The organism is Acidovorax sp. SUPP1855, from assembly GCF_030158955.1.
Lineage (GTDB): Bacteria > Pseudomonadota > Gammaproteobacteria > Burkholderiales > Burkholderiaceae_C > Paracidovorax.
This window is the reverse complement of record NZ_BQXI01000017.1, coordinates 30,640-49,459: the sequence shown is the minus strand read 5'-3', so window position 1 is coordinate 49,459 and position 18,820 is coordinate 30,640. Positions and strand designations below refer to the sequence as shown.

The 18,820-nt window shown below is 69.4% G+C and carries 15 protein-coding genes and 1 other RNA gene; 11 read left to right on the top strand and 5 right to left on the bottom strand.

Going from position 1 to position 18,820, the window contains the following annotated elements; translation table 11 throughout:
- Positions 1 to 93: 93 nt before the first annotated feature.
- The 3 genes from AVMA1855_RS15770 (at position 94) to AVMA1855_RS15760 (ending at position 7,531) form a co-directional block, all read left to right on the top strand.
- Positions 94 to 2,661, top strand: coding sequence for a PD-(D/E)XK nuclease family protein (locus AVMA1855_RS15770; RefSeq protein ID WP_284426438.1), 2,568 nt, complete (start codon positions 94 to 96; stop codon positions 2,659 to 2,661).
- 10 nt (positions 2,662 to 2,671) lie between these two features.
- On the top strand, positions 2,672 to 6,094 hold the full coding sequence (locus tag AVMA1855_RS15765; RefSeq protein ID WP_284426437.1) for a UvrD-helicase domain-containing protein: 3,423 nt from the start codon (positions 2,672 to 2,674) through the stop codon (positions 6,092 to 6,094).
- Positions 6,095 to 6,163: 69 nt separating this feature from the next.
- Complete coding sequence (locus AVMA1855_RS15760) at positions 6,164 to 7,531, top strand: TIGR03862 family flavoprotein (RefSeq protein ID WP_284426436.1); 1,368 nt, start codon at positions 6,164 to 6,166, stop codon at positions 7,529 to 7,531.
- Here the strand turns inward: AVMA1855_RS15760 and AVMA1855_RS15755 are convergent, their stop codons facing one another.
- Both AVMA1855_RS15755 and ffs read right to left on the bottom strand, forming a co-directional pair.
- The gene (locus tag AVMA1855_RS15755; RefSeq protein ID WP_284426435.1) at positions 7,532 to 8,749 is read right to left on the bottom strand and encodes a GGDEF domain-containing protein; all 1,218 of its coding nucleotides are present in this window, start codon (positions 8,747 to 8,749) and stop codon (positions 7,532 to 7,534) included.
- 448 nt (positions 8,750 to 9,197) lie between these two features.
- An RNA gene (gene ffs / locus AVMA1855_RS15750) (signal recognition particle sRNA small type) lies at positions 9,198 to 9,294 on the bottom strand.
- Positions 9,295 to 9,448: 154 nt separating this feature from the next.
- Between ffs and dnaX the strand changes: the two genes are divergently transcribed.
- The 6 genes from dnaX (at position 9,449) to AVMA1855_RS15720 (ending at position 14,661) form a co-directional block, all read left to right on the top strand.
- Positions 9,449 to 11,461, top strand: coding sequence for a DNA polymerase III subunit gamma/tau (gene dnaX / locus AVMA1855_RS15745; RefSeq protein WP_284426434.1), 2,013 nt, complete (start codon positions 9,449 to 9,451; stop codon positions 11,459 to 11,461).
- Between the two features lie 85 nt (positions 11,462 to 11,546).
- Positions 11,547 to 11,879, top strand: coding sequence for a YbaB/EbfC family nucleoid-associated protein (locus tag AVMA1855_RS15740; RefSeq protein ID WP_272568985.1), 333 nt, complete (start codon positions 11,547 to 11,549; stop codon positions 11,877 to 11,879).
- 168 nt (positions 11,880 to 12,047) lie between these two features.
- Positions 12,048 to 12,638: a recombination mediator RecR gene (gene recR, locus AVMA1855_RS15735; protein ID WP_284400952.1), complete on the top strand. Its 591-nt coding sequence runs from the start codon at positions 12,048 to 12,050 to the stop codon at positions 12,636 to 12,638.
- A 65-nt stretch (positions 12,639 to 12,703) separates the two neighbouring features.
- Positions 12,704 to 13,108 (top strand): MAPEG family protein, encoded by a 405-nt coding sequence (locus AVMA1855_RS15730; RefSeq protein ID WP_284426433.1) that lies wholly within the window; start codon positions 12,704 to 12,706, stop codon positions 13,106 to 13,108.
- 170 nt (positions 13,109 to 13,278) lie between these two features.
- Entirely contained in the window at positions 13,279 to 14,331 is a 1,053-nt protein-coding gene (locus tag AVMA1855_RS15725; protein ID WP_284426432.1) for an ABC transporter substrate-binding protein, read from the top strand.
- A 177-nt stretch (positions 14,332 to 14,508) separates the two neighbouring features.
- Complete coding sequence (locus AVMA1855_RS15720) at positions 14,509 to 14,661, top strand: DUF3096 domain-containing protein (protein ID WP_272547845.1); 153 nt, start codon at positions 14,509 to 14,511, stop codon at positions 14,659 to 14,661.
- Between the two features lie 85 nt (positions 14,662 to 14,746).
- On the opposite strand, the gene AVMA1855_RS15715 is transcribed toward AVMA1855_RS15720, so the two are convergent.
- Positions 14,747 to 16,276: a transglycosylase SLT domain-containing protein gene (locus AVMA1855_RS15715; RefSeq protein WP_284403829.1), complete on the bottom strand. Its 1,530-nt coding sequence runs from the start codon at positions 16,274 to 16,276 to the stop codon at positions 14,747 to 14,749.
- A complete protein-coding gene (gloB, locus tag AVMA1855_RS15710) occupies positions 16,273 to 17,049 on the bottom strand; it encodes a hydroxyacylglutathione hydrolase (protein ID WP_284426431.1) in 777 nt (258 codons plus the stop codon). Before gloB ends, AVMA1855_RS15715 begins: the two co-directional genes overlap by 4 nt.
- Here gloB and AVMA1855_RS15705 point away from each other — a divergent pair.
- Positions 17,048 to 17,902, top strand: a complete 855-nt coding sequence (locus tag AVMA1855_RS15705) for a class I SAM-dependent methyltransferase (RefSeq protein ID WP_284403833.1) — start codon at positions 17,048 to 17,050, stop codon at positions 17,900 to 17,902. The genes gloB and AVMA1855_RS15705 overlap by 2 nt on opposite strands.
- A 5-nt stretch (positions 17,903 to 17,907) precedes the next feature.
- The gene (gene rnhA, locus AVMA1855_RS15700) at positions 17,908 to 18,357 is read left to right on the top strand and encodes a ribonuclease HI (protein ID WP_284426430.1); all 450 of its coding nucleotides are present in this window, start codon (positions 17,908 to 17,910) and stop codon (positions 18,355 to 18,357) included.
- A gap of 39 nt (positions 18,358 to 18,396) precedes the next feature.
- Here the strand turns inward: rnhA and AVMA1855_RS15695 are convergent, their stop codons facing one another.
- Positions 18,397 to 18,729 carry a thioredoxin family protein gene (locus AVMA1855_RS15695; RefSeq protein WP_284426429.1) on the bottom strand — a complete coding sequence of 111 codons (333 nt, stop codon included), beginning with the start codon at positions 18,727 to 18,729 and terminating at the stop codon, positions 18,397 to 18,399.
- Between the last annotated feature and the right edge of the window lie 91 nt (positions 18,730 to 18,820).

The following is an 18,820-nucleotide window of genomic DNA, read 5'->3' as shown; positions in this document are numbered from 1 at the left end:
GAGCAAGTTGAGGTGGGCGGGTCCGGATAAAGTCAGGGGATTGTGACAGAAAGATATTTCCCGCCCCACGGTGTGGCCGCGGCCTCCACCGCTATGACAGTCATAGCGAAAAACGATGCGCCCGGCAGCGTTTGGGGCCCGGTGCTGGACCGGGTGCAGGCCCACATCCGGCGCACCGGCGCACACCCTGCGGCCACCGTGGTGCTGGTGCCGTACGCCCAGCTCATGGCCGAGGCGCAGCGCGAATGGGCGCGCCGCGTGCCCGACGGCTTCGCGCCGCGTTTCGAGACCACCCGGAACTGGGCCTCCCGCATCGCCCCGTTCGTGCCGGAAGGCGATGACCTCTCGCACGACATGGGGCGCGACACCCTCACGGCGCGCGCGTTGCTCGACCGGGTCGGCCTGACCGAGCAGCGCGACGTGCTGGCCGCGCCGCTGCTGGAGGCGGCGGCGCAACTGGCCAGCGTCGTCTGCGCCGTGCCGCCGTCCGAGCGCGACGAGTGGGCGGTGGGTGCGCGCGAATCGATGCCCCCCGCAGGCGATGGCGCGGCACTGCGCTACGAGGCGGCGGTGGCGCGCATCGCCCTCGAATGGGTGCTGGCGTCCCGCCACGCAACGGACGTGCTGTTCGATCCGGGCACGCAATCGGCCGTGGATGCGCTGGTGGTGCTTGGCGGCTTCCAGGCCGATCCGCTGGCCAAGACGCTCTGCTCCCGGTGGGGCGACCGCGCGCTGTCCCTGCCGCTCGGTGAGCCGCCTGAAACGGCGCTGCCCGCGCTCGGCGAGGTGTTCCTGCACGAGGCCGCCGATGCCGAGGACGAAGCCCAGCGCGCGGCGGCGTGCGTGCTGCACCGCCTGGCGCAGGGCCACGCGCCGCTGGCCCTGGCCGCGATCGACCGGGCCTTGACGCGCCGCATCAGCGCGCTGCTGCAGGGCCGCGGGGTGGCCGTGCACGACGAGAACGGCTGGACCTTGTCCACCACGCGCGCGGCGTCCCATGCCATGGTGGCGCTGCGGGCCTGTGCCTGGAACGCCTCCGCCGACGCGGTGCTGGACTGGCTCAAACACGTGCCGGCCGTCAGCCCGCAGGCGGTGGGCGCGGCCGAGAAGTGGCTGCGCAGGGCCGGCACCGGCCACTGGACGGCCATCGAGGAACGCAGCGATGCCATGCCGCCTGCAGCGGCTGCAGTGCAAGCGCTCATCGCGCAGGTACAGGCTTGGCGCACGCCCTGGCAGGCCGCGAGGCCGGTGGCAGCATGGCTGGACGCACTGCGCGAACTGCTGCAGGCAACAGGGCAATGGGAGGCGCTGCAGGCCGACGCCGCGGGCGAGCGCGTGCTGGCGGAGCTGCGGCTGCAGGACGGGTTGCCCTCCGATCTGGAGGGGCTGGCGAGCGCCGGGAGGCCCATGGCGCTGGCCGAGTTCACCCGCTGGGTGAACGAGGTGCTGGAAGCCGCACGCTACCGGCCCGGCCACGACGGCAGCGCCTCGGTGTTCGTCGTGCCGCTGCCGCAGATACTGGCCCGCCCGTTCGCCACGCTGGTGGTGCCCGGCTGCGACGAAAAGCGCCTGCAGCCCGCTCCCGAGCCCCCCGGCGCCTGGACCCGGGCGCAGCGCGAGGGCCTGGGCCTGCCCACCCGCGAGGCGCTGGAAGCCGCCCAGCGCGCGGCCTGGCGCAATGCCTTGTGCACCGCTCACGTGGACGTACTGTGGCGCAGTGGCGACGAGGGCGGCGAGCCTTTGCTGGCCAGTCCGCTGGTGCTGGCCCTGCAGCTTGCCGGCCAGGCCCGCGCCGGCACCGACCCGCGAAGTGCGCGCGAAGTGCCGCTCGCACCCGTGCCCCGGCCGATGCCGACGGGCGAGGCACTGCCCTTGCTGCAGTTGTCCTCCACCGCCTATTCCGATCTGCGCCACTGCCCCTACCGCTTCTTCGCGCTGCACCAACTGGGTCTGAAAAAAGCTGACGAACTGGGCACCGAAGTGGACAAGCGGGATTTCGGCACTTGGCTGCATGCCGTGCTGCAGCACTTCCACGAGGCGTTGCAGGCGGCGCCCACGGAAGCGCTGCCGGCGCGCCGCGCGCTCATGGATGCCGCGGCCGAGGCCGTCACCCGGGCGCAGCGGCTGGCGTCGGGCGAGTTCCTGCCGTTCGCCTCCGGCTGGCCGGCCCTTCGCGACGGCTACCTTCGCTGGCTGCAGGACCACGAAGGGCAGGGCGCTGCCTTCCGGCAGGCCGAGGTGCGCTCGACGCAGTCGCTCGGTCGGCTCCAACTGGTGGGGCTGCTCGACCGCATCGATGCCGTCCGCTCCGGCGTGCCGGGCGAAGCGCCGACGGTGCTGGTGATCGACTACAAGACCGAGAACGAAGCCGTCACCCGCAAGCGCCTGGCCGCCGGCACCGAGGACACACAGCTGGCGTTCTATGCAGCGCTGCTTCACGACGACCACCTGCGCGCGGCCTACGTGAACGTGGGCGAGCGCGGCGACACGCGGACCTTCGAGCAGCCCGACATCGTGGCCCTGCGCGACCAACTGGTGGACGGCATCCTGCACGACTTCGAACGCATCGCTGCCGGTGCCGCCATGCCGGCGCTGGGCGAGGGGGCCGTGTGCGACCACTGCGCTGCGCGCGGCCTGTGCCGCAAGGATTTCTGGGCATGAAGAACGCACCATGACGCTGGCCGCCTACGAACACAACGGCCGCCCGGTCACGCGCGAGGCGTTTTATGCGATTGCCTGTGACCCGGACCGCAGCGTGGCGGTGGAAGCCTGCGCGGGCGCGGGCAAGACCTGGATGCTGGTCTCCCGCATGCTGCGCGCCTTGCTGGACGGCTGCGCGCCGCACGAAATCCTGGCCATCACTTTCACGCGCAAGGCCGCGGGCGAGATGCGCCAGCGCCTGCAGGAATGGCTGGAAGAGTTTGCCCAGGCCGAGCCCGAGCGCCTGGCCCGGGAACTGGTCGCCCGCGGCATCCCGCCCGATCGCGCCCTGGAAAAGCGCGCGCTGCTGCAGACGCTGTACCGCTCGATGCTCGAATCCGGGCGGCCGGTGCAGATCCGCACCTTCCACAGCTGGTTCGCCGCGCTGCTGGGCACGGCGCCGCTGGCGGTGCTGCACGCGCGCGGGCTGCCCGGCAACTACGAACTGCTGGAGGACGACGCCGAGGCCGTGCGCCAGGTCTGGCCGCCGTTCCTGCAGCAGGTGGCCGACGATTCCGCGCTGCATGCCGACTACCTCGCGGCAGTGGCCTCGCACGGGCGGTCGCAGACGCACAAGGCCCTGGGCGCGGCGCTGTCCAAGCGCATCGAGTTCGAACTGGCGGACGCGGCCGGCGTGATCGACGCCTCGGTCCCGCCGTTCCATGCGCACTTTCCCGACCTGCAGGGGCTGGACAGCCCGGCCCACGCGCTGGAGGGCGATGCGGTGCGCGCCCGCTGGCTGGGCCGCGCGAGCGCCCTGGGCGCCGAATCCAACAAGACCCCGCAAAAGGCGGCCGACGCAGTGGTCGATGCCTTCGCGTGCGAGGACCCGCACGAGCGCCTGGAGCGCTTGCGCCGCGCCTTCTTCGTGGCCAAGGAAGACCGGCTCAGCAAGAACCTGGAGAAGTTCGCCGCGGCGCAGGAAGCCGAGGCCGAGCTGCAGCGCCTGTGCCTGGCACGCCGCCAGCACGAGGCTTGGGGCCACCACCACCGCATGGCCCGGCTCACGCGCGCCCTGGTGGCTGCATTCGCTGCCCTCAAGCGCGATCGCGGCTGGGTGGACATGAACGATGTCGAGCGCACGGCGCTCGTCATGCTGTCCGATCCGGTGCTGAGCGGATGGGTGCAGGAGCGACTGGATGCGCGGGTGCGGCATCTGCTCGTGGACGAATTCCAGGACACCAATCCGCTGCAGTGGCAGGCGCTGCACGCCTGGCTGTCGGGCTATGTGGGCGCGGGCGGGGGGCGTGCGCCCAGCGTGTTCATCGTGGGCGATCCCAAGCAGAGCATCTACCGCTTTCGGCGTGCCGAGCCGCAGGTGTTCCTGGCCGCGCAGGCCTTCGTGCGCCAAGGCCTGGGCGGAGACCTGCTGAGCTGCGACCACACGCGCCGCAATGCCACGGGCGTGATCGACGCGGTCAACCACGTCATGCAGGCCGCGCAGGGCCAGGGGGAATACGCCGGCTTTCGCGACCACACCACCGAGTCCACCGACCCGGGAATGCGGCTGCGCCTGCCTGCCATCACCGCGCCCGACGATGGCGCGGGCCCTGCCTTCGACCCCATGGCGTGGCGCGACAGCCTCACGCAGCCGCGGCACGAGGCCGAGGAAACCCTGCGCATGCGCGAATGCACGCAGGCCGCCCGCTGGGTGGCCGGGCGCATCGCCGACGGCGTGCCGCCGCGCGAGGTGATGGTGCTCGCCCGCAAGCGCGACCGACTGGCCGCCATGCAGGACGCGCTGCGCGACCTGCACCTGCCCTGCGTGCAGCCCGAAAAAGCCGAGCTGGCCGAGGCGCCCGAAGTGCAGGACGTGGTGGCGCTGCTGGATGCGCTGGTCTCGCCGGGTCACGACCTGTCGCTGGCCCGCGCGCTGCGCTCGCCGCTGTTCGGGGTGGGCGACGACACGCTCGTGCGGCTGGCGCTGTGGCGCCGCCAGCCGGAGAACCTCGAATGCAGCTGGCTCGATTTGCTATTAAAAAGTAAGCATCATGCCCTAGAATTTATTGTGCTGGGAGCCGATTTGGCTCTGTACAAGGGTTGGTTCGACGCATTGCCGCCCCACGACGCGCTGCAGGCCTTCTACACCCACCGCGACGTGCTGGCCCGCTATGCCGCTGCCGCGCCCGCCACCCAGCGCGCGAGCGTGCTCGCCAATCTGCGCGCGCTGCTGTCGGCCGCGCTGCAGATCGACGGCGGGCGCTATCTCACGCCCTACGCCTTCGTCCGGGCGATGAAGCGCGCCGGCCAGCGCGCGCCGGGCCGGGTGGACGCGCAGGCGGTGCGCCTGCTCACCGTGCACGGCGCCAAGGGCCTGGAAGCGCACAGCGTGCTGCTGCTGGACACCGACACCCGCCCGCAAAAGGCCGAGACCATGGGCGTGCTGGTGGACTGGCCGGGCGAAGAGCCGCTGCCGCGCCGCTTCGTGTTCCTCGCCAGCGAAAGCACGCCGCCGCCCAGCGCGGTGGACATGCTGGCCGCCGAACAGGCCGAGCGACAGCGCGAAGAACTCAACACCCTGTACGTGGCCATGACGCGGGCCAAGCACTGCCTGGCGGTCTCGTCGGTGCAACCCTCGTCCTCGGCGCCCGGCAGTTGGTGGAACCGGCTGGCGCCCCTGCTGCAGGATGAGGACGAGAACGTCTTGGCTGAACCGGCCGGCGAAGCATCATTGCCGCAAAACGATGGGCGGGCGCAGGACCATGCCTTGCTGGCCGAACTGCCGGCCTGGTCGCCGCCGCTGAAGCCGGAGCCCGATGGCCCGGCCGTTCCTGCGGTGGCCGTATCCACCCCGGCATCGCGCCAGGGCGAGGCCATGCACCAGTTGTTGGAGCAGGCCGCCATGGCAAGCGCCGGCGGGCCGGCCCCTTCCGGCGGCGGATGGCCCGCCACGCGGCTGGCACGGCTGGCGGCAGACTTCGACCTGGCGCCGGAGTCCGCCACCCTGGCCGCCGAGATGGCCCAGCGCATCCTGGGCGGCCAGGGCGCATGGGCATGGCAGGCCGACGCGGTGGACCGGGCGGTGAACGAGGCCACCATCGTCCACGCCGGGCAGACCTTGCGCATCGACCGTCTGGTGCGGCGCGTCGATTCCGGCGGCGAGCCGGTGTGGTGGGTGCTCGACTACAAAAGCGCGGTGGACCCTGAGCGCCGCCCCCATCTGATGGCCCAATTGGCGCGCTACCGCGAAGCCGTTCAGGCCCAGATGCCGAGCCACGTGGTGCGCGCGGCGTTCCTCACCGGCGACGGGCGGATGGTGGAGGTGGGCAGCGAGACTGCGCCACCGCCACCGCCACCGCCACCGCCACCGCCACCGCCACCGCCACCGCCACCGCCACCGCCACCGCCACCGCCACCGCCGGCTCCGGCTCCGGTGCAGGGCGCTCTGTTTTGATGGCGCGGCGCGCTGCAGGCTCTCTGCTTGCGGCGCCGCGCCCCGATGTTTCAAAAGCAAAGGTTGAAGATGACTGTTTCCGAATCGATCGCCCCCGTGCTGGCCTGTGATGTCGCCGTGATCGGCGGCGGCCCCGCCGGCCTGATGGCGGCCGAAGTGCTGGCCCGTGGCGGCCTGGCCGTGCATTTGTTCGACGCCATGCCTTCCGTGGGGCGCAAGTTTCTGCTGGCGGGCAAGGGGGGGCTCAACCTCACGCATTCCGAGGCGTTCGAGCCGTTCGCGGCCCGCTTCGCCGAGCGCCGCGCCGCCATCGAGCCCCTGCTGCAGGCCTTCGGCGCCGATGCGGTGCGCGCTTGGGCGCAGGGCTTGGGGGTGGAGACCTTCGTCGGCACCTCGGGCCGGGTGTTCCCCTCCGACATGAAGGCCGCGCCGCTGCTGCGTGCCTGGCTGCATCGCCTGCGCGGCCAGGGAGTGGTGTTCCACATGCGCCACCGCTGGCTGGGCTGGAGCGACCCAGCCGCCGCGCAGGACGGCGATGCGACTCCAATGACACTGGGTTTCACCAGCCCTGCGGGCCTGGTGCCGGTGCAGGCACGGGCCGTGGTGCTGTCGCTGGGTGGCGGCAGCTGGGCCCGGCTGGGCTCCGATGGCGCGTGGGTGCCGCTGCTGTCCGAAAAGGGCGTGCCGGTGACCCCGCTGCGCCCGGCCAACTGCGGCTTCGACACGGTGCGTGCCGGTGGCGCACCGGCCGGCGAGACGCGGCGGGAATTCCTGCGCGAGCTGATCGGGCGGGCACCCGATCCGGCCGGCTGGACGCCGCATTTCACTGAGCGCTTTGCCGGGCAGCCCTTCAAATCGGTCGCGCTGCATTTCTCCGACCACCAGGGGCGCACGTTCAGCCGCCGGGGCGAGTTCGTGGCCACCGCCACCGGCGTGGAGGGCAGCCTGATCTACGCTGTCTCCAGCCTGCTGCGCGACGGGATCGAGGCGCACGGCCACGCCACCTTCACGCTGGACCTGCTGCCCGACCACACGCCAGAGCGCGTGCTCAAGGAAGTGCGCCATCCGCGCGGTGCCCGCAGCCTCAGCAGCCACCTCAAGAGCCGACTGGGGCTGGACGGCATCAAGATGGGCATCCTGTACGAGCAACTGGGCAAGGAGGGCATGAACGATGCCGCCGCCCTGGCCCAGGCCATCAAGGCGCTGCCCATCACCGTGGGCGCGGCCCGGCCGCTGGACGAGGCCATCAGCACCGCGGGCGGGGTGCCGTTCGAGGCGATGGATGGCCGCCTCATGCTTAAGGCCCTGCCCGGTGTTTTCTGCGCGGGCGAAATGCTGGACTGGGAGGCCCCCACGGGCGGCTACCTGATGACCGCCTGCATGGCCAGTGGCATGGCGGCGGCCGAAGGCGCCAAGGCCTGGCTGCAGCGGACCTGATCAGGCGCCCTGGGCCAGGGGCGTGGCCGGTGCCGGCGCCGGCGCGCCTGAGTCGCCATCGGGGCCGAAGTGCATGCAGAAACGGTTCTTGCCTTCGCGCTTGGCCCGGTAAAGCCCCAGGTCCGCGCGCCGGATCAGCTCGGAGGTGGTGCAGTCCGCCTCTCCGCGGGTCAGGCCGGCGCTGATGGACAGCCGGCGGCCCTGAAACGCAGGGTGGTCGGCCGGCACCGCGTACAGCGTGTTCACGGTGGCGACCAGCGCCTGGGCGAGTTCGCAGGCCTCGGGCAACGTGGCGGCATCCACCACCACGCCGAACTCCTCGCCGCCCAGGCGGCCGCACAGGTGCCGGCCGGCCTGCCGCTTCAGTGCCGACGCCACGTCCTTCAGCACCACATCGCCCTGGTCGTGCCCGAACTGGTCGTTGATCGACTTGAAGTCATCGATGTCGATCATCATGAAATACAGGCCTTCGATGTACCCCGCGTCCTGCAGCGACTGCATGTGCTTGAGCAGGCTGCGGCGGTTGGCCAGGCCGGTCAGCGCATCCTGGTAGGCCAGGGTTTCCAGTTCCAGTTGCTGCCGGTGGCTGTCTTCCCGCAGGCGAAAGAGGGCCATGTTCAGCAGCATTCCGCACAGCGACGACAGGGTGACGATCAGCATGCTCCAGACCGGGTCATGCGCGGAACGCATCTGCTGGAAATCGCCGTGCCCGAACGCGAGCCAGATGACGGCCACTGATGCCAGGTACTGCCATGTCGAAATGAACATGAAGGCGATCAGCAACGTGAAGGCCACCCCCAGGGCCAGGCAGAAGTAGACCCCGACCGGGCTCGGCACCGAAAGCAGCCAGAACCCGTGGGCCAGCAGGCCACAGGCCGGCAAGGCGGCTAGCACGACCCTGCCAGGGGTGCTGGCGAACATCGATGTGATGATGCAACAGTAGAAGGCGATCGCCAGCAGGGCGAACAGGATGTTGTCGTAGTGGTAGGTGGGCGCAGCCGTCCACCACGCCGCCAGCCAGCCCAGGGAGCCGAACGCAAGGAGGGAGCCGTTGACGCGCCGCATCTTTTCGAACGTGAACTGGTCCAGCGGCTTGGCGTTGGACTTTTCATCGATCACAGACGGGCTGGCACTGGCGACACGCGCCGGATCGGCCGCCGGTGGCGCATCAGCCGTGTCGCACAGGTAGGCGGTTCCTTGCGCTTGACCTTCTGCCATATCGGTTCCTCAAAAGAAACAAATGGTAACTTGAAAATGCTAAATGTGAACATTTTGGCAAGCCGCCTGGGGCCTTAACCCTTGAACGGCGGGCTTGGCATGACAGTCGGAGCGGACCGGTCTGGCTTCCCTGGGGCATGCGCCACTCGATCAAAGCAGCCATGGCACGGGACGGGGTTGGCAGGAAAGCACGGAATATGCCGAACCAATGGGCCATTGCCTGTTTTCATGGGTTGGGGTGGAACGCGCGCGTTGCAGGGGGCGCACAGGGTGGGCAGGCCTGGGCTGCGAGCGGTGGGTGCTCAAGCGGCGCTCGCCGGTCAGAAAACCGACCAAGCCGGATGCCGCGAAGGTGTCGGAAAGGGAAAGAAGCCGCGGGGTGGGCTTCTTGGGGGACATGCCCTGCGCCAGGGGCCGTGATGGCATGGCAGGGATGGCTGGAAAGATAGTTGACGAGCCTTACCCCCGGCACTGACTCTACAGTTAGGGCTGCTTGGTTCCCCACCTGACCCGGTTGGCTGCTTCACCATGCGGGGAGGCCCGTCACCGCCGATTGTAGGCGATAAAGCAGGAGGTTCTGGCCCGGCCGACCCTGCGCGCCGTACAGGTGTTGGCCACGGTGGCCTGACAGCGGGGCGCGGTGTGGAATCGGTACCCCGGCGATCCGGGAGGGCGCGCCCGGCCACATAGAATCCCCCCATGTCTTACCTCGTGCTCGCCCGCAAATACCGTCCCAAGACCTTCTCGGAGATGGTGGGCCAGGAGCATGTGGTGCAGGCGCTGTCCAATGCGCTCACGCAGCAGCGGCTGCACCATGCCTATCTTTTCACCGGCACGCGCGGCGTGGGCAAGACCACGGTGTCGCGCATCCTGGCCAAGTCGCTCAATTGCCAGGGCCCGGACGGGCAGGGCGGCATCACGGCCACCCCTTGCGGCGTGTGCCAGGCCTGCACCGACATCGACAGCGGCCGCTTCGTGGACTACACCGAACTCGATGCCGCCTCCAACCGTGGTGTGGACGAAGTGCAGGGCCTGCTGGAGCAGGCGGTCTACAAGCCGGTGCAGGGGCGCTTCAAGGTCTTCATGATCGACGAAGTGCACATGCTCACCAACACGGCGTTCAACGCCATGCTGAAGACGCTGGAAGAGCCGCCCGAATACCTCAAGTTCGTGCTGGCCACGACCGATCCGCAAAAGGTGCCGGTCACGGTGCTCTCGCGCTGCCTGCAGTTCAACCTGCGCCCGATGGCGCCCGAGACGGTGCTCGAGCACCTGGGACGCGTTCTGGCGCAGGAGAACGTGCCGGCCGAACCCCAGGCGCTTCGCCTGCTGTCGCGTGCGGCGCGGGGCTCGATGCGCGATGCGCTTTCGCTCACCGACCAGGCCATCGCGTTCGGCAGCGGCCAGTTGCAGGAAGCGGGCGTGCGCCAGATGCTGGGCAGCGTGGACCGGTCGTACGTGTTCCGCCTGATCGAAGCCCTGGCCCAGGGCGATGGCCGCACGGTGGTGGAAACCTCCGATGCCCTGCGCTTGAACGGCTTGTCTGCCGCCTCCACGCTGGAGGAGATGAGCGCGGTGCTCCAGCGCATGGCCGTCATGCAGGCCGTGCCGAACATGGTCCAGGCGCTGGATGCCAACGACCCCGAGGCCGTGGAAATCGCCCGCCTGGCCGCGCAGATGCCCGCGGACGAAACCCAGCTGCTCTACAGCATTTGCCTGCACGGCCGTGCCGAACTGGGGCTGGCCCCCGACGAATACGCGGCGCTGACCATGGCGCTGCTGCGGCTGCTGGCCTTCAAGCCGGCGGATGGCGCGGCAGCCCCAGCCCCTTCGGCTGAAAAAAAAACTCTGACGCCGGTTGATCCGGCACCCGCACAGCCCGCGAGCCGGGTGGCAACCGCCCCCGATGCGATGCCATTGCAGCGGCCGGCGGCCGACTCGGCGCGCGATGCGGGTGAGCCTGCAACGCCGGCGCAGGCCGCCAACTCCGCTGTGGCCGCGACGGAACCGTCCGTCGCAGCCACACCGGTGCCCGCGCCCGATTCCACCCCCCCGTGGGAAGACGCCTCGGCGCCGGCGCAGACCCCTCCCGGCGAGCCGGGGCCGGCAGCGGCCCCTGTGCGGCTGCCGGTCCATTCGCCCGAGGATTTCCGCCGCGCGGCGGCCCCACCTGCACCCGTGCCAGCGCCTGCGCAACGACCGGTGGCGCCGGCGCCGTCTTCGCCGGAGTACATGGCGATCCCCGTGCGCACGTCGCCCGAGCCGGGCGCGCGCCTGCAGCCCCTCGCGCCGACGGGCTCCCTTCCTGCATCCGCCCGCTACACGGCCACGGAAGAGGGCGATGTCTGGCACGCCACCGTGCAGCAACTCGTGGCTGCCGAAGCCATTGCGGCGCTGGTGCGGGAATTGGCCCTGCAGTCCCAGTTGGTGGCGCGCGACGCCGGACACTGGCTGCTGCGCGTGGAGCGTGAATCGCTCAACCAGCCAGTGGCGCGCGAGCGCCTGCGGGCGGCGCTGGAGGCCGCGGGCCATGCGACCCAGATCAGCGTCGAACTGGGCGTGGTCATCGACAGCCCGGCGCGGCGCAATGCGGCCGCGGCGGCAGAGCGCCAGCGCGTGGCCGAGGAGATCGTGCACAACGACCCCTACGTGCAGACGCTGGTGCGGGACTTCGGCGCCAAGATCGTGCCGGGCAGCATCAAGCCGGCGTGACGGAAGGCGTTGCCCTCTGTCACACGGTTCATTCGCTCATTCATTCAAGCCTCCCCTTCATTCCCATCAGAAAAGGAAAACTCACATGTTCAACAAGGGACAACTCGCCGGCCTCATGAAGCAGGCCCAGGCCATGCAGGACAACCTGAAGAAAGCCCAGGACGAACTCGGCAACATCGAAGTGGAAGGCGAATCCGGCGCGGGCCTGGTGAAGGTGCTCATGACCTGCAAGCACGACGTCAAGCGCGTGACCATCGACCCCAGCCTGCTGGCCGATGACAAGGACATGCTTGAAGACCTGGTGGCAGCCGCCTTCAATGCGGCCGTGCGCAAGGCCGAGGAAACCTCGCAGGAAAAGATGGGCAAGCTGACCGCGGGCATGCCGGGCCTGCCTCCCGGAATGAAGTTCCCTTTCTGACACAGACGGCCGTCCCTGCCCGTGCGACTGCAGCGGCTGGAGCCTCGGTGGATGGCCTGGGACAGGGGCCGGATCGTCGCTTGCCTTTCGTTTGCGGCCGCCGGGCGCGCCGCACCTTTTCCATGCCTTTCGCGGGCATGTCTCTCTGATTCTTGAACGGCGCCTTGCATGTCCGACACCAATTCCCTCGATGCCCTGGTCCAGGCGCTGCGCCGTCTGCCGGGCGTGGGCGTGAAGTCGGCGCAGCGCATGGCTTTTCATCTGCTTCAGCACGACCGCGAAGGGGCCGAGGTGCTGTCGCGGGCGCTTCATGAGGCGACGGTGTCGGTGCACCACTGCGAACGCTGCCACACCTTCACCGAAGCGGCGGTGTGCGACACGTGCCTGGACCCGGAACGCGATGCCAGCCGGCTGGCCGTGGTGGAAACCCCCGCCGATCAGGCCGCGCTGGAGCGCACGGCGGCATTTCGCGGACTGTATTTCGTGCTCATGGGGCGGCTGTCGCCATTGGACGGGGTGGGGCCGAAGGACATCGGGCTGCAAAAGCTCATGGAGCGGGCCACCGATGGCGTGGTGCAGGAGGTGATCCTGGCCACCAATTTCACGGCCGAGGGCGAGGCCACGGCCTATGTCATCAGCGAGGCGCTCAAGAGCCGGGGGCTGCATGTGACCCGGCTGGCGCGGGGCGTCCCGGTGGGCAGCGAACTGGAATACGTGGACCTGGGCACCATCGCGCATGCGCTGGTCGATCGCCGATGACACTATAAAATTGATAGCTGCCAGCGCAATATTCAGTTGCGCTGGAGCATGAAAAGGCTTTAACCATGAACTCCCTGCATGTGGCGCATTTCACCGTCGCCTACTGGTGTGTGCTGCTGATGGCGCTGCTGCCCACTGTGTGCGCCCTGATCGCCAAGCGCGGCAGCTTCCAAGTGTCCGACAACCGCGATCCGCGAGGATGGGCCGCTCGGCAGACCGACTGGCGCGCCCGCGCGCTGGCTGCGCAGTCCAACACCTTCGAGTCGCTGCCGTTCTTCATCGGTGCGGTGGTGATCGCGCACCAGTTGGGGGCCGGTCAGACGCTGCTCGATATTCTGGCGTTCCTCTTCGTGATGCTGCGCGTCTTCTACGTGATGATGTACGTGTCCGACCTGCCCACCGCCCGCAGCGCCGTGTGGCTGGGGGCGCTGGTGGTCAACATCGCCATTCTCTTCATCGGCTACCGCTGAGGCGCCGCGGTGGTGGTGCCGCGGCGATCCACTGGCCTGGATCGCCCTGGTACCCATCGCACTAACCCGACTTTCCTTCCATGTCCCTCAGGGATTGCCCTGACGGGGCCGCTGCGCACCGGTGGCACGATTGCTGCACTGCAGCATTTTCTTGAATTCGCTTTTTCCCCATGGATTTTCCTCGCATCCGCCGCCGTCACTTCGGTACCTTTTCCGCCCTCTCGATGGCGGGATGGGTGGGCGCGGATGCCTCGGCGGTGCCGTCCCCGTTCAAGGCCGGGACCGGTCCGCTTCGGGTGGCGGTCGGGGGCTCGGGGCTGCTATATCACCTGCCGCTGACCATCGCCCAGGAGCTGGGGTTCTTCCGGGCCGAGGGGCTGCACGTGGTGGTTCAGGACTACCCGGGCGGTGCCCTGGCCCTGCAGGCACTGCAGGACGGCGAGGCCGATGTGTGCTCGGGCGCATACGACCACGTGCTGCGCCAGCAGCTGCTGGGCCGCAGCTATTGCACCATCGTGCTGCAGGGGCGGGCGCCGCAGCTGGCCCTGGCGGCATCGGCGCGCGCCTGGCCCGTCAAGAGCGTGAGCCGCTTCAAGGGCATGCGCGTGGGCGTGTCGGCCCTGGGGTCTTCCACCCACCATGTGGCGCAATTGATGCTGTCGCGGGACGGCGCGCCGCTGGACGAGGTGTCCTTCGTCGGCGTGGGCTCCGCCCTCGGGGCGGTGGCCGCGCTGCGACAGGGGCGGGTGCATGCGCTGTGCCATGCCGACCCGATCGTCAGCGCGCTCGAGCAGCGCGCCGAGGTGCGGGTGCTGTGCGACACGCGCTCGCTCAAAGGGTCGCAGGAGCTGTTCGGCGGCAGCATGCCGGCCGCCAGCCTCTATGCGCCGCAGTCGTTCGTGCAAAAGCAGCCGGCCCGCTCGCAGGCCCTGGCCAATGCCATGGTCCATGCCCTCAAATGGCTGCAGACGGCCAGCCCGGCCGACCTGGTGCGCGCCGTGCCGTCCGGCTACCTGCTGGGCGAGCGGGGCGCCTACCTGGCGGCATTCCACAAGGTACGCGACACCTTCTCGCCCGACGGCCTCATGCCCGATGACGGCCCGGCCAATGCGGCACGGGTGGTGGCCCGCCTGCGATCCGAACTGGCGCCGCTCAAGATCGATCTCGGGCGCACGTTCACGAACGAATTCGCGCGCAAGGCCAAGCAGAAGTTCAACGCCTGAAGGGTGGGGGGCACACGGTGCCGTGCCGGGGGCGGCCGGCACTTTGGCTGAATTGTCCGACACACGGCGGCAAGGGTGTGGCGCTAGAGTCGACGGGGCGCCAGCGGCGGTCTTGCCTCGGCGCTGCAACGCACCGATTGCGCTCCTTCATTCCATCACTCCAACAAGGATCTCTCCATGTCGCTGAACCTCAGTATCGGCCCCCTCGTTTCCCTGATCGCAGGCATCCTGATCCTGGTCATGCCCCGCCTGCTGAATTACATCGTGGCCCTGTACCTCATCGTGATGGGCGTGCTGGGACTGGTCGGCATGCACAACCTGCGCCTCTGAAGCGCAAAGTTGCCGGGCGCGCCCCGCGCAAGCGCTGGACGGCCAGCCTCTCCGGGGCAATGCCTTGGTTCGGCCCGGCTGCCGCTCAGCGCTTCTTGCGCGAGGGCGTTCCACCCTTGCGGGTGGGGGCCGCAGGGGCCTTGGCGCCGCGCGTGGAGGTCTGCTTGATGGCCGGGCGCGCGGACGAGGTGGCGGCCAGCTTCACCGGCAGATACATCACGACCTGCTGGCCGGCCTTGAAAGCGGCGTTGGCCTTGACGTCGTTCCATTCGGCCACGTTGGCGGCGCTCACCTTGTAGCGGTTGGCGATGCTGGCGACCGAGTCGCGCTTGCCGGCGCGCACCGTGGTGCGCCGCGTGACGATTTCCGGCGTGAAAGCGACCTGCCCGTTGTCTGCCACCTGGCTGGACACGTCCTGGCGCGTGGTGGTGGCGCGGGGCACCATCAGGGCCGAGCCCGCCTTGATCATCATGCGTGGCGGAATGCGGTTCACGCTGCGCAGGTCGTTCTCGCTCATGCCGACGCGTTGGGCGGCGGTCGCCACCGTCATGGTGGTGGGCACGCTCCAGACCGTCCAGCTGGCGTACTGGCCTTCGCGGTGGGCTTCCAGGTTCTTGAGGAACACCTTGGCGTTGTCCCAGGGCAGCAGGATCTGCGGCATGCCCGCGGCCAGGATCACGGGGCGGTGCAGCGAGGGATTGAGTGCGCGGAAGTCCTCTTCGCGCACCCCGGCCAGGCTGGCCACCAGCGAGACATCGATGTCGTGCGTGATGTCCACCGTCTGGAAGTAAGGGTGGTTTTCGATGAGCGGCAATTCGGTGCGAAACGCCTGCGGGTTGGCGACGATGTTCTTCACCGCCTGCAGCTTGGGCACGTACATGCGGGTTTCGGCCGGCATGGTGAGTTCGGTGTAGCTGGTGCCCAGGCCCAGCTTCTGGTTGCGGGCGATGGCCCGGCTCACGCTGCCTTCGCCCCAGTTGTAGGCGGCCAGCGCCAGGTGCCAGTCGCCGAACATGCCGTACAGGCGCTGCAGGTAGTCGAGCGCGGCGCGCGTGGAGGCCAGCACGTCGCGGCGGTCGTCGCGGAAGGCGTTCTGCTTGAGTTGGTAGTCGCTGCCGGTGGCCGGCATGAACTGCCACATGCCGGCGGCCTTGGCGCTGGAGACGGCCTGCGGATTGAAGGCGCTCTCGATGTAGGGCAGCAGGGCCAGTTCGGTTGGCATGCCCCGCAGTTCGAGCTCTTCGACGATGTGGAACAGGTATTTGCTCGAGCGCTCGGTCATGCGCTGCATGTAGTCGGGGCGCGTGGCGTACCACTGCTCGCGGTCGCGCACGAGGTCCTGGTCCAGGTCGGGCATGGCGAAACCGCGGCGGATGCGGTCCCACAGGTCGGAGGGCGCGTAGAGCGATGCCACCTCGCCGTTGCTGGCCTGCACGGCCGAGATGGGCTGCAGCGGCCCGGAGGGGATCAGGGGGGTGTGGGAAGAAGACGAGGTGTCGGTGGTGGCCGGCGCAGAACCGTCCTTGTTCGCGGCGCTTCCGGGCGGGGTGCCTTGCGTGGCGCAGCCGGTGAGCCAGACCACGCTTGCCAGGCCCAGGATGTGCAAAATTTTCATTGAAACTCGTTTTTCCATTGGCGCAGCGCCGCGAGAACGGCCACTGCATCTTGGGGATCGACCTGCGCATCGAAGGCCCGGGCGGCCTGGGCCACCGTGGGTTGCCGCGTGCGCAGGAAAGGGTTGATGTCGCGCTCGGTGGCCAGGCGCGAGGGCAGCGTGGGCAGGCCCTGCTGCCGCAGCGCCTCGCAGTCGTGGGTGTATTGCCGCAGCGCCCCGTTGCCGGGCTCCACCGCCCGGGCGAACTTCAGGTTGGACAGCGTGTACTCGTGTGCACAGCACACACGGGTGTCGCCTGGCAGCGCGGCCAGGGTGTCGAGCGACGCCTGCATCTGCGCGGGCGTGCCTTCGAACAGCCGGCCGCAGCCGCCGGAAAACAGGGTGTCCCCGCAGAACAGCACGGGGGCGCCGTTCACATCGGGGGCGTAGTAGGCGATGTGCCCCGCCGTGTGGCCGGGCACGTCGAAAACCTGGAAGCGCAGGCCCAGCACCTCGGCCGTGTCGCCCTGCACCAGGCGGGTGATGGGCTCGGGCACGGTTTCGTGCGCGGGGCCGAAGACGCGGGCGCCGGTGGCCTCGCGCAGCGCCGGCACGCCGCCGACATGATCGGCATGGTGGTGCGTGACTAGAATCGCCTGCAATGGCAGGTCCAGGGTTTGCAATGCCTGCAACACCGGGCCCGCTTCTCCCGGATCGACCACGACCGCAGCCTGCGCGTCGTGCAGCATCCAGATGTAGTTGTCGGTAAAGGCGGGCAGCGGCAGCAAGTTCATGAGCGATGAAATTATAGGTTTGCACCACTGGTTCGACTCTTCCCCCGGCCGATACCTGCTGGCGTGGGAGCAGGAACGCTATGACGAGCTGGTGGCCGACATCTTCGGCTACCACGCCCTGCAGCTCGGAATGCCGGGTTTGCAGGGGCTGCGCGCCAACCGCATGCCCCACCGCTGGCTGGCGCTGGGCGCGGAAGAAACCCTGCTGTGGACCGACGAGGCGGCCGGCTGGCACGCGGCCGGGGCCCTGGGGGGCGGAGAACCGGGCGAGCCCGCCCTGCTGGCCGATCCGGTGGCCCTGCCTTTCTCGGAGAACAGCCTCGATCTGGTGCTGCTGCCGCATGCGCTGGAACTCAGCATCGACCCCCATGCCGCGCTGCGCGAGGTGCAGCGCGTGCTGGTGCCCGAGGGGCGGGTGGTCATCAGCGGACTGAATCCCGTGAGCCTGTGGGGCCTGCGCCAGCGCCGGGCGCGGCTGTACCAGCGCCTGGGTGCGGGCGGGCGGCTGTATCTGCCCGACGTGGGCGAGTTCATCGGCCACTGGCGGCTGCGCGATTGGCTGCGGCTGCTCAATTTCGAGGTCGAGTCGGTCAGCTTCGGCTGCTACCGGCCGGCGGTGCGCAGCGCGCCCTGGCTGGAGCGTTTCGACTGGATGGACGGACTGGGGGCCCGCTGGTGGCCGATACTCGGGGCCGCCTATGTGGTGGTGGCGGTCAAGCGCGTGCACGGCGTGCGGCTGCTGGGCGCGCCCTGGCGCCGCGCGCCCAAGGGCGCTGCGGCGCCGGTGCCGGTGGCCAATCGCGGCACGGTCCGCGATGGCGGGCCGGCCTTTCATGTGGATGGACGGGAGTAACGTTTTTGAATCAGGTTGTGATCTATACCGACGGGGCTTGCAAAGGCAATCCGGGCCCTGGCGGCTGGGGGGTGGTGCTGCGTTCGGGCGCGCTGGAAAAGGAATTGTTCGGGGGGGAGCTGGGCACGACGAACAACCGCATGGAGCTGCTCGCGGTGATCGAGGCCCTGGGCGCGCTCAAGCGGCCGTGCGAGGTGACGCTGTTCCTGGACAGCCAGTACGTGCGCAAGGGCATCACCGAGTGGATTCAGGGCTGGAAGAAAAAGGGCTGGCGCACGGCCGCCGGCCAGCCGGTCAAGAACGTGGAGCTGTGGAAGCGGCTGGACGATCTGGTGGCCCAGGGCGGCCATGTGATCGACTGGCGCTGGGTGAAGGGCCATGCGGGCGACCCGGGCAACGAGCGCGCCGATGCCCTGGCCAAAAAAGGTGTGGACAAGGCGCTCGGGCGCGGTTGAGGCCGCCGTCGAGGCCCGCGTCCGCCAGGCCTGCGTCCGTCAGGCCCCGGGCGTGATCGCCTGCAGGCCGGCCTGCAGCGGCTCCGGTCCCTGGGGCCGCACCACGCGGTCCACCTCCTTGCCGTCGCGCAGGAAGACGAGGGTCGGCCAGAGCTTCACGCCGAAGCTGCGGCCCAGGCGCTGGCCCGGTCCGTCCTCGACCTTGACGTGGGCCACATCGTCCCGGCTCTCCAGCGCGGCCTGGATGAACGGCTGCGCCCCCTGGCAGTGGCCGCACCAGGGCGTTCCGAACTCCAGCACCGTGGCACCGGCCAGGCGGTCCACGTCTTCGCGGGCGGGGGGCTGTTCGAGGTGGCGGGCGCAATAGGTCATGGCGATGGGGTCCTTGTCATGTTGTTATAGGGAGGGCGTGGGTTGGCCCGGCGGGGTTGGCCGGGGGAACCTGTCTTTCAGCATAGGCCTG